Origin of the sequence: Pseudomonas sp. GXM4 (assembly GCF_008923895.1) — a bacterium.
Taxonomy (GTDB): domain Bacteria; phylum Pseudomonadota; class Gammaproteobacteria; order Pseudomonadales; family Pseudomonadaceae; genus Aquipseudomonas; species Aquipseudomonas atacamensis.
Genome location: NZ_WBRZ01000187.1, coordinates 1 through 11,269, shown reverse-complemented (window position 1 = coordinate 11,269; position 11,269 = coordinate 1). Strand labels below are relative to the sequence as shown.

The following is an 11,269-nucleotide window of genomic DNA, read 5'->3' as shown; positions in this document are numbered from 1 at the left end:
AAATTTTCCGTCGAGAGTTTCAACCTCTTTTGCCCGGCGTTTCCTGAGTTGACCACGCTGACACTCAATGGCACGGGCCTGGCACGCCTGCCGGAAGCTGTCGGCGGTCTGAGCCGGCTCGAACGGCTGGAATTGAGCGGCAATCGCCTGGCCGTGGCGCAATCGGTGTATCAGCACGCGAGCGGGGCGCGGCTGCGCTGGCTCGACCTCAGTCACAATCAGCTGGAAGAATTCAACGCCGCAACCTTCAGCAGTCTGCAAACCCTCAACCTCGGCCAGAACGGCCTGGATTTCTGGCCTGAAGGCGTGCTTGAACTGGCGCATCTGCAAAGGCTGGACCTGTCGGGCAACAACATCATGGTTTTCCCGGACCGGCTGTTGGGCGGCAATCATGAGGCGCTCGTGGCAGGCACCGATCTGTCGGAGAACTCGCTGTCGCTTAACGCATTGGAGCAGATCAGGGACTACAGCGTCGCGCATGGCGGCAGTGACGTGCTGGGCTACACGCCGGAGTCCTTGCAGCGCTTGATCGCCGAGCGTATGAGCGACTCGGAAAGCGATAGCGGATCCGAATCGGATTCGGATCGGGGTTCGGACCCCGACTCCGATAGCGACGATGGTGATGATCCGCGTGGCGGAGGCGGAGGCGGTAGCAGTAGCAGGCCCGTGGATATGCATGCCGGTGTGGAGGCTGCGGAGGTGATTGCCAATCCGGCGCAGGACGTGGCGGCGCCGGCGATGGATATATGGATGACCTATACGCATGCAGATGCGCGTGCAGCGCGGCAAGCGCTATGGCTGCAATTGGCTCGACAGGCCAACCATGAGGCGTTCTTTCATTTGCTCTCGACCTTGCCCGACACCCTGGAATTCAGGTTTGCCGGTGCCGATCTGACCCACCGGGTCTGGCAAGTGATCCAGGCTGCCACGGAAAACGCTGAACTGCGCGAGCTGTTGTTTTTCAACGCCGAAACCCACGGCACGTGCCCCGATGGCCGGATCCTGTCGTTCAGCGAACTGGAGACCCGCGTCTATGAATACAACGCTCTGCGCGACATTCCGCGGCATCGTCAGCTGCAACGCGGCAGAGCGCTGCTTGATCTGACTCGACGGCTGTTTCGCCTGGAAAGGGTGGATCGACTGGCCGAAGCCGCCGCCAGGAACAAGGATCGCGCGGAAGTTCGCCTGCAATACCGCATCGCCATGACACGCGGCTGGCCGGACGACCTGGAGTTGCCGGCGCAACCCGAACACATGTTGTACGCCTCACCGATTCGCGGGCGACGATTGCTCGATGCGCGTGCCTCGGTTCTCGCGGACGAGGCATCACCCATGTTTCTGGAGGATCTGATTGCGCGGGACTACTGGATCCGCTATCTGCAGGATCGCCACGCCGAGGCGTTCGAGGCACTTGAACGCGACGCTACCAGGCGGCACGAAGCGGTCGAGGATGCCTACCCGGACAGAGAAAACAGCGATTATCTGGACGCGATGAGGGTGCTTGAAATCGAACTGGCGGATGCGCGTATCGAGAAACTCAAGGCTTTGACTCGCACAGAGCTGGAGAGCCTGGCGTCGCAGGATGCGGGAGCGTCGCCAGCGCCCCCGTCGTCACCGAAACCCGGGCCTTCGTGGCGCCGCGACTGAGTGATCGAGCGGACCTGGGAGCAGGGCACTCCCAGGTCGGCTCGACTCAGCTGTCGTAACCCAGATTCGGCGCCAGCCAACGCTCGGTCACGCTCAGGTCCTGGCCTTTGCGCGCGGTGTAACTCTGCACCTGATCCTTGTCGATCTTGCCCACGGCAAAGTACTGCGCCTGCGGATGGGCGAAGTACCAGCCGCTGACCGCTGCGGCGGGGAACATTGCGTAGTGTTCGGTGAGGAACACGCCACTGCGCCCGGCGCGCATTTCCGCAGCCTCTGGATCGAGCAGGGTGAACAGCGCGGCTTTCTCGGTGTGATCCGGGCAGGCCGGGTAGCCGGGAGCGGGGCGGATGCCACGGTATTGCTCTTTGATCAGTGCATCGTTGTCGAGGGTTTCATCCTTGGCGTAACCCCAATGTTCTTTACGCACTTGCTGGTGCAGCCATTCGGCGCAGGCCTCGGCCAAGCGGTCGGCGAGGGCCTTGACCATGATCGAGTTATAGTCGTCGCCCGCGTCCTGATAGGCCTTGGCCACTTCTTCGGCGCCGATGCCGGCGGTGGTGATAAAGCCGCCGACATAGTCGGTGACTTCGCTGTCCTTCGGCGCCACGAAGTCGGCGAGGCAGAAGTTCGGTTTGCCATCAGTCTTGATGATCTGCTGGCGCAAGTGATGCAGCTTGGCCAATGGCTTGCCGTTGTCGTCGTACAGCTCGATGTCGTCTTCGTTGACCTGATTGGCCGGCCAGAAACCGAACACCGCACGGGCGCTGATCAGTTTTTCGTCGATGAGCTTGGCGAGCATTTCCTGCGCGTCCTTGTACAGCGCAGTGGCGGCTTCACCGACCACTTCGTCTTCGAGGATGCGCGGGAACTTGCCGGCCAGGTCCCAGGAAATGAAGAACGGTGTCCAGTCGATGTATTCGGCCAGCACTTTCAGATCGATATTGTCGAGCACCTTGCTGCCGGTAAAGGTCGGTTTCACTGGCTGATAATTGGCCCAGTCGAATTGCGGCTTCTTCGCGATCGCGGCGGCGTAGCTCAGGCGTTCGGTACGGGCGCTGCGATTGGACGTACGCTCGCGCACGTCGATGTATTCCAGGCGGGTCTTCTCGACGAAACCGGCCTTGAGTTCCTTGGACAACAACTGAGTCGCCACGCCGACGGCGCGCGACGCGTCGGTCACGTAGACCACGGCATCGTTGCTGTACTTCGGTTCGATCTTCACCGCGGTGTGCGCCTTCGACGTCGTCGCGCCACCGATCATCAGTGGCAGATGGAAGTCCTGACGCTGCATTTCGCGGGCAACGTGGACCATCTCGTCCAGCGACGGCGTGATCAGGCCGGAGAGGCCGATGATGTCGCATTTTTCTTCTTTGGCGACCTGCAGGATCTTCTCGGCCGGGACCATCACGCCGAGGTCGACGATGTCATAGCCGTTGCAGCCGAGCACCACGCCGACGATGTTCTTGCCGATATCGTGCACATCGCCTTTCACCGTAGCCATGAGGATCTTGCCCTTGGCTTCCGGCTTGTCGCCTTTCTCCAGTTCGATGAACGGGATCAGGTGCGCCACGGCCTGCTTCATCACCCGGGCGGATTTCACCACCTGCGGGAGGAACATTTTGCCCGCGCCGAACAGGTCGCCGACGATGTTCATGCCGGACATCAAAGGGCCTTCGATCACTTCGATCGGCCGCGCAAACGACTGCCGGGATTCTTCGGTGTCTTCGACGATGTGCGTGGTGATGCCCTTGACCAGCGCGTGTTCCAGACGTTTGTTGACGTCCCAGTTACGCCACTCTTCGGTCTCGGCTTCCTTGACGCTGCCGTCGCCCTTGTACTTGTCGGCGATGGCGAGGAGGGCGTCGGTGCCGTCCGGAGTGCGGTTGAGGATCACGTCTTCGACCGCGTCGCGCAGCTCGACCGGGATCTGATCATAGATCTCCAGTTGACCGGCGTTGACGATGCCCATGGTCAGCCCGGCGCGGATGGCGTAGAGCAGGAACACCGAGTGAATCGCCTCACGCACCGGGTTGTTGCCACGGAACGAGAACGACACGTTGGACACGCCGCCGGAGCTCAGCGCATACGGCAGCTCGTCGCGGATGTAGGCGCAGGCGTTGATGAAATCGACTGCGTAGTTGTTGTGTTCTTCGATGCCGGTGGCGACGGCGAAGATGTTCGGGTCGAAGATGATGTCTTCCGGCGGGAAGCCGACTTCGTTGACCAGAATGTCGTAGGAGCGTTTGCAGATCTCCTTCTTGCGCGCTTCGGTGTCGGCCTGGCCGGCTTCGTCGAAGGCCATCACCACCACCGCAGCGCCGTAGCGCTTGCACAGCTTGGCGTGATGGATGAACTGCTCGACGCCTTCTTTCATGCTGATCGAGTTGACGATGCCCTTGCCCTGGATGCACTTGAGGCCGGCTTCGATGACTTCCCATTTCGACGAGTCGATCATGATCGGCACGCGCGAGATATCCGGTTCGCCGGCGATCAGATTGAGGAAGGTGACCATGGCCTTCTTCGAATCGAGCATGCCCTCGTCCATGTTGATGTCGATGATCTGCGCGCCGGCCTCGACCTGCTGCAGAGCGACTTCGAGGGCTTCGGTGTAGTTGTCTTCACGGATCAGGCGGGCGAATTTCGCCGAGCCCGTGATGTTGGTGCGCTCGCCGACGTTGACGAACAGCGAGCTGCGATCAATGGTGAACGGCTCCAGACCGGAGAGGCGGCAGGCCTTGGGAATGTCCGGAATCTGCCGCGGCGCGTAACCGGCCACGGCTTTGGCGATGGCTTCGATGTGGCCCGGCGTGGTACCGCAGCAGCCGCCGACGATGTTGAGGAAACCGCTCTGGGCGAATTCCTCGATGACTTTCGCGGTTTGCGACGGCAGTTCGTCGTACTCGCCGAATTCGTTCGGCAGGCCGGCGTTCGGGTGCGCGGATACGTGGGTGCTGGCCTTGTTCGACAGCTCTTCCAGGTACGGGCGCAGTTCGCTGGCGCCGAGGGCGCAGTTCAAACCCACGGAGATCGGCTTGGCGTGGGCCACGGAGTTCCAGAACGCCTCGGTGGTCTGGCCCGACAACGTACGGCCGGAGGCGTCGGTGATGGTCCCGGAAATCATGATCGGCAATTCGAGGTGCAGCTCTTCGAACACACCTTGCACGGCAAAGATCGCCGCTTTGGCGTTGAGGGTGTCGAAAATGGTTTCGATCAGAATCAGGTCGGCGCCGCCCTCGATCAGGCCTTTGGTGGCTTCGGTGTAGTTTTCTACCAGCTCATCGAAGGTCACGTTGCGGTAGCCGGGATTGTTGACGTCGGGCGACAGCGAACAGGTGCGGCTGGTCGGGCCGAGCACGCCGGCCACGAAGCGCGGCTTGGCCGGGTTTTCGGCGGTCTTGGCGTCGGCAATCTTGCGCGCCAGACGTGCGCCTTCTACGTTTAACTCGTACGCCAGCTCTTCCATGCCGTAATCGGCCATGGAAATGCGCGTGGCGTTGAAAGTGTTGGTTTCGAGAATGTCGGCGCCGGCGTCCAGATAAGCTTTTTCGATGCCGCCGATCACGTCCGGACGGGTGATCACCAGCAGGTCGTTGTTGCCCTTGACGTCACTCGGCCAGTCCGCGAAGCGTTTGCCGCGATAGTCCTGCTCTTCGAGCTTGTAGCTCTGGATCATCGTGCCCATCCCGCCGTCGAGAATCAGGATGCGCTCTTTGAGGGCTTGCTTGAGAGCTTGAAGGCGGACGCTGCGATCGGACATGTGGACTACTCGGAAAGACCATTACGAAGGAGCGGGATCATAGCAAACCTGTGCGCTTTTGGAGCATGTGCAGCTTTTGCATGAATATCGCTCATGTTGGTACGAGCGTCATAACGGTAGAATCGCAGCCTTTTTTTATCATCGAGATCAGCAGCATGCCGCACCGCTTCATCAGTTTATGGTTGCTGGTCCTGAGCGGGAGCGTTGCGGCGCAAGATCCTGCCATTTCTTCTTCAATCTCCTACACCCGGGATATCCAACCGATCTTTACCGAGAAGTGCGTAGCCTGCCATGCCTGCTATGACTCGGCCTGTCAGCTCAATCTGGGCAGTGGCGAAGGCGCCGCCCGTGGCGCGAGCAAGATGCCGGTGTACGACGGCGAACGCACCCAGGCCGCACCGACCACGCGCTTGTTTTACGACGCGTTCGGCAAGCGCGCCTGGCAGCAGAAAGACTTCTATTCGGTGCTCGACGCCCAGGGTAGTCAGGCTGCGCTGATGGCACGCATGCTTGAACTCGGCCACAAGACGCCGCTGACGCCCAACGCCAAACTGCCGGAAGACATTGTCCTGGGGCTCAATCGCAACAATCTATGCGCAATGCCTGCGGAGTTCGACGGATATGCCGGCGCGCACCCGAAAGAGGGCATGCCGCTGGCGGTCACCGGCCTGACCGACCAGCAATACCAGACCTTGCAGCGCTGGCTGGCGTCTGGCGCGCCGATCGACGAACAGAGCCTGGCGCCGAGTGCCAAAGAGGCGATGCAGATCCTGCAGTGGGAAAACCTGCTCAACGCCCCCGGTGCGCGGCAGAGTCTGGTCGGGCGCTGGCTGTTCGAGCACTGGTATCTGGCGCACATCTATTTCAAGGAGGGTGAGCCGGGGCGTTATTTCCAGTGGGTACGGTCGCGTACGCCGAGCGGCCAGCCGATCGACCTGATCGCCACGCGCCGCCCCAACGACGACCCGGGCACGCAGGTGTATTACCGCTTGTGGCCGGTGCAGGGGGTGATCGTGCACAAGACGCACATCACTTATCCGCTGAGCGCGGCGAAAATGGCCCGGATCAAAAGCCTGTTCTACAACGGCAACTGGCAGGTCAATGCGCTGCCGGGTTACGGCCCGCAAAGCCGTGCCAATCCGTTTGCCACTTTCGAGGCGATTCCGGCGCAGGCGCGCTATCAGTTCATGCTCGATAACGCTGAATACTTCGTCCGCACCTTCATTCGCGGCCCGGTGTGCCGTGGGCAGATCGCGACCGACGTGATCCGCGACAACTTTTGGGCGCTGTTCCAGGCGCCGGAACATGATCTCTACATCACCGACCCGAACTACCGTGGCCAGGCCACGCCGCTGCTGGCGATGCCGGGGCAGAACGACGATGTCGGCAGCGTGCTGAGTCTGTGGCGCAACTATCGCGACAAGCGCAACGAATACGAGGCACTGCGCCGTGACAGCTACGCCGATCTGCCGGCGCCGAGCTGGTCGACGCTGTGGGCCGGCAACGACAACGCCTTGCTGAGCATTTTCCGCCACTTCGACAGCGCTTCGGTGACCAAGGGGCTTATCGGTGAGGTGCCGCAAACCATGTGGCTGTTCGACTATCCACTGCTCGAGCGCACCTACTATCAGCTCGCGGTCAACTTCGACGTGTTCGGCAACGTCTCCCATCAGGCGCAGACCCGTCTGTATTTCGACCTGATCCGTAACGGCGCCGAGCAGAACTTCCTGCGCCTGATGCCCGCTGACTCGCGCGAGGATTACCTCAACGATTGGTACCAGGACGGCGGCCAGTTCAAGATGTGGCTCGATTACGAGGCCATCGATGACGACAAACCGACCGCGCTCAAACTCGACGAAAAAGACCCGAAACACGATTTCGCCATGCAGTTGCTGGCGCGCTACGGTGATCTGAACGCGCGGCCAGACCCGATCAATCGCTGCGACGGCGCTTATTGCTCGCGACCGAATATTGATCCGGCGTTGCAGAATGCCGAGCAGGCCTTGAGCCGTCTGGCCTCGCGCCCGGCAGCGGGACTGAAAGTCATCGACCAGATGCCCGAAGCGACCTTGCTGCGTGTCGAAACCGCCAGCGGCAAGCGCGAGGTCTACAGCGTGCTGCGCAACCGCGCGCACAGCAACGTGGCGTTTCTGCTCGGTGAGTCGCTGCGCTATCAACCCGGTCTCGACACCTTGACGATCTATCCGGGCGTACTCACCAGTTACCCGAACTTCATGTTCAACGTACCGGCCGAGCAGGTGCCAGCGTTTGTCGATGCGATGGAGAATGCCAGGGATGCCAATCGGTTCGAAAAAATCGTCGAACGCTGGGGCATTCGTCGTAGTCATCCGCAGTTCTGGCTGTATTTTCACGATCTGAGCCAGTACATCCACGAAACCGATCCGGTGGAAGAGGGTGTGCTGGATATGAACCGGTACGAGAACCTTTGAGCATTCGCAGGCATATGCCGGGATTCTTTCCCGACAAAAATACTAGGACTTTGTCAGCCGCGCCGATTGGCGTAAACTGCGGCCAAGCCTGCGAGGAGTTTTTATGACCGCTATTACCATTACCGACGCCGCCCATGATTACCTGGCCGATCTGCTCTCCAAGCAGAACACCCCGGGCATCGGCATCCGCGTTTTCATCACCCAGCCTGGTACCCAGTACGCCGAAACCTGCATTGCCTACTGCAAGCCGGGCGAAGAGAAGCCTGAAGACACCGCGCTGGGGCTGAAAAGCTTCACCGCCTACATCGATTCCTTCAGCGAAGCGTTTCTTGACGACGCCGTTGTCGACTATGCCACCGACCGTATGGGCGGCCAGCTGACCATCAAGGCGCCAAATGCCAAGGTGCCGATGGTCAATGCCGACAGCCCGGTCAACGAGCGCATCAACTACTACCTGCAAACCGAGATCAACCCGGGGCTGGCCAGCCACGGCGGTCAGGTCAGCCTGATCGATGTGGTCGAGGACGGCATTGCCGTGTTGCAGTTCGGTGGCGGTTGCCAGGGCTGCGGCCAGGCCGACGTGACCTTGAAGGAAGGCATCGAGCGCACTCTGCTCGAGCGCATTCCTGAGCTCAAGGGCGTTCGCGACGTGACCGACCACACGCAGAAAGAAAACGCCTACTACTAAGGCGTTCGCTGCGAACATGAAAAACGGCGCCCGTGAGCGCCGTTTTTTTATGCCTGTGGCTTGATCATGCCCACGCTCCGCGTGGGCATGCAGCCCGGGACGCTCCGCGTTCCACTCACGGTCGGTACAAATGCGCATGCCCGGCGCGATACAGCGAAGACTCGCTGAACACCTCGCTGCCCAACACCCGCCCGACCAGAATCAACGCCGTACGCCGAAACCCCTTGGCCTCGACCTTTGCGGCAATGTCCGCCAGTGTACCGACGACCCAGTCCTGATCCGGCCATGTCGCGCGGTGGATCACCGCAATCGGGCAGTCCGCGCCGTAATGCGGCAGCAATTCAACCAAAATCTTTTCCAGATGATTGACCCCCAAATGAATGGCCATGGTCGCGCCATGTTGCGCCAGGCTGGCCAGTTCTTCGCCGGCGGGCATCACGGTCTTGTCGGCATAACGGGTCAGAATCACGCTTTGCGAGATGTCCGGCAGGGTCAACTCGGCGCCGAGCAGCGCGGCGCATGCCGCCGTCGCGGTTACGCCCGGAATGATCTCGAAAGGAATGTTCAGCTCACGCAAGTAGCGGATCTGCTCACCAATCGCGCCGTACAGACCTGGATCCCCCGAATGCACACGGGCAACATCCTGGCCTTTGGCATGGGCCGTCCTGATCAGATCGATGATTTGTTCCAGATGCAGTTCAGCGCTGTTGACCACGGTTTCGGCCTGATGACCTTCCAGCACCGCTGCGGGTACCAGCGAACCGGCATAAATGATCACCGGGCAGCTGCGAATCAGCCGTTGGCCTTTGACGGTGATGAGTTCCGGGTCGCCGGGGCCGGCGCCGATGAAGTAGACGGTCATCGTTGAATCCTTGTGAAGAGGCGCAGCCCCACTGCAGATGAAGCGTGCTCATGATCAATGGCGGGGATTATCGGGATTTTATGCAGCGCCGGCCAATGCCAGCGTGGCCTGCGCATATTTCTGGCGGTGAATCAGCAGTTTCGCCGGCGCCTGAATCAGTTGCTCGGCCAGCGCCAGCGCGGCGCTTTCCGCCACGCCGTAGCAGCCGGTGCGCTCAAAGGCGATCTGCGATTGATGGCTGAGACGCTGCTGATAGGGCGCCAGTTCGGCACTGTTGAAATACTGCAGCGGCAGGTTCAATTGTGTGGCCAGTTCCAGCAACCCCGGTTCGTCGCGCTTGAGGTCGATACTCGCCAAAGCCTTGACCGCTCGCAGCTCGATGCGGTGCGCCTGCAACGCTTGATCGAGTAGTGCACGCAGTGTACTGGCGGGACAGCCGCGCTGGCAGCCGAGGCCGACCACGAGGGTCGGCGCTGCGCGGTCATCGGTCATGCCTGATATGGGCCTGCGCTTTTGCGGCGGAACAACCATGCACTGATCAAGCCCAAGGCCAGCCAGAACGCGACGTTGGTCAGCTGCGAAGCGATTTTGAACTGGGTTTCCAGTGCCTCTGGGGCAAGCATCGAATGCACCTGCGGTTGCGGCGCGCCGATCACATGCGGCACGGCGAGAATCGCCACACCGAGAAGCTTCATCAGCCAGTGACGACTGAAGGCGATCAGTGCCAGGCCGACGGCGGTCGAAGCGGCAGTGCCGATCCACCAGATCTGCCGCGAAGCCAGATCGGCAGCCGCAGTGCCCGGCAATTCAGGTGGCAGGCCCAAGGTCGGCGCGAGAACGAACGTCGCGTAACCGGCCAGACCCCAGAGCAGCCCTTGCGAGGTTTTGGTTGGCGCGCGCAAGGTGTACAGGCCGGCGAGCATCAGGGCGAAACCCACCGCCACCACCAGATTGCCGCCAGTGGTCGAGACCACGCGCTGCCAGCCGTCTTCCGGCTCCCAGGCTTCGCCATCATGGCTGTGGGCGGCGGTGCCGGCAGCGTGTTCGTGAACTTGCGCGACCGGTTCGGATTTCTCGAAGGATTCGGCCTGCAGAATCAGTGGCGATACCCAGAAACTCTGCAGCAGGGTCAGGAGCAGGGCGGCCAGCAAGCCGGTGAAGCCTGCGGTTTGCGCGATACGCTTGATCATCTCGGCAGCCTCAGTGGCACGGGAACGCGGCGCTGTGGCGGGTATCGTGGGCGGCGTTGTGCACCGCTTCGATGTGCGAGAAGCCGGCGAACCAGACCAGGCTGGCACCGAGGATCGAGGCGAAGAGGGCGGCGGCCACGCGTTGGCCGAGTGTGGTGCTGCTGGAGATGTGGTCAGTGTGGCTGACGGTATTGCTGATGATCGACATAGCGCTTCCCTCTGAAATGTCAGCGGGTAAACAGAGCGCATGAAAATCCCTGCGAGCCGGGCACGCAGGGATTTCGAACAGCGCCCGCCCACCGCGGGTTTGTTTGTGGTCAGCGGCGCTTGCGCGTGCTGGGTGTTGCGGGCCGGTCTCCGGGCTTGCGAGGGGTTGGCACGAGGCCGACCTGCAAGCATCACCTTCCCATGCCGGGGCACAGTGGATCTGACGCTTCGCTCGCTTACCGTTGCGGGGGCAGCACCGGACTGACATGGCCTTGAGTAAAGCACATGATTCACCGGTTTCCCGTTTCACCCTGTGAAGGGCACCCGTAACAAAGTGGGCAGGAGAACATGGGTTTGGGTTTTTAGTCAATTTCCGGGGAGTTTTCGGTGCTGCGGTGGGAGTATTTTTCTGATGTTGTTGTGTGTATATCCGTTGCTGCGGGTGTAGCTGATTACGGTTTCGCCCTT

At 61.1% G+C, this 11,269-nt stretch carries 8 protein-coding genes and 1 riboswitch; of the genes, 3 read left to right on the top strand and 5 right to left on the bottom strand.

The window, feature by feature from the left end; translation table 11 throughout:
• Positions 1 to 1,647 (top strand): NEL-type E3 ubiquitin ligase domain-containing protein (locus F8N49_RS20100; protein ID WP_306106538.1); only part of this gene is annotated, 1,647 nt, incomplete at its 5' end.
• A 46-nt stretch (positions 1,648 to 1,693) separates the two neighbouring features.
• On the opposite strand, the gene metH is transcribed toward F8N49_RS20100, so the two are convergent.
• Entirely contained in the window at positions 1,694 to 5,404 is a 3,711-nt protein-coding gene (gene metH, locus F8N49_RS20095; protein WP_122707977.1) for a methionine synthase, read from the bottom strand.
• Positions 5,405 to 5,559: 155 nt separating this feature from the next.
• Here metH and F8N49_RS20090 point away from each other — a divergent pair, with 155 nt between their 5' ends.
• Together F8N49_RS20090 and nfuA are read left to right on the top strand one after the other, a co-directional pair.
• Positions 5,560 to 7,854: a fatty acid cis/trans isomerase gene (locus F8N49_RS20090; protein ID WP_151552252.1), complete on the top strand. Its 2,295-nt coding sequence runs from the start codon at positions 5,560 to 5,562 to the stop codon at positions 7,852 to 7,854.
• A gap of 103 nt (positions 7,855 to 7,957) precedes the next feature.
• Positions 7,958 to 8,542 carry a Fe-S biogenesis protein NfuA gene (gene nfuA, locus F8N49_RS20085; RefSeq protein ID WP_003225494.1) on the top strand — a complete coding sequence of 195 codons (585 nt, stop codon included), beginning with the start codon at positions 7,958 to 7,960 and terminating at the stop codon, positions 8,540 to 8,542.
• A gap of 115 nt (positions 8,543 to 8,657) precedes the next feature.
• Here nfuA and cobM read toward each other — a convergent pair whose 3' ends face one another.
• The 4 genes from cobM to F8N49_RS20065 all read right to left on the bottom strand — a co-directional run bounded on the left by cobM (position 8,658) and on the right by F8N49_RS20065 (position 10,802).
• The gene (gene cobM / locus F8N49_RS20080) at positions 8,658 to 9,404 is read right to left on the bottom strand and encodes a precorrin-4 C(11)-methyltransferase (RefSeq protein ID WP_122707973.1); all 747 of its coding nucleotides are present in this window, start codon (positions 9,402 to 9,404) and stop codon (positions 8,658 to 8,660) included.
• Between the two features lie 78 nt (positions 9,405 to 9,482).
• Positions 9,483 to 9,896, bottom strand: a complete 414-nt coding sequence (locus F8N49_RS20075) for a cobalamin biosynthesis protein (RefSeq protein WP_122507089.1) — start codon at positions 9,894 to 9,896, stop codon at positions 9,483 to 9,485.
• Positions 9,893 to 10,594 carry a CbtA family protein gene (locus F8N49_RS20070; RefSeq protein ID WP_122751413.1) on the bottom strand — a complete coding sequence of 234 codons (702 nt, stop codon included), beginning with the start codon at positions 10,592 to 10,594 and terminating at the stop codon, positions 9,893 to 9,895. The genes F8N49_RS20075 and F8N49_RS20070 overlap by 4 nt, the downstream gene beginning before the upstream one ends.
• Before the next feature lie 10 nt (positions 10,595 to 10,604).
• The gene (locus F8N49_RS20065; RefSeq protein ID WP_016774486.1) at positions 10,605 to 10,802 is read right to left on the bottom strand and encodes a CbtB domain-containing protein; all 198 of its coding nucleotides are present in this window, start codon (positions 10,800 to 10,802) and stop codon (positions 10,605 to 10,607) included.
• Positions 10,803 to 10,924: 122 nt separating this feature from the next.
• A riboswitch (cobalamin riboswitch) is annotated at positions 10,925 to 11,144 on the bottom strand.
• Positions 11,145 to 11,269 lie beyond the last annotated feature (125 nt).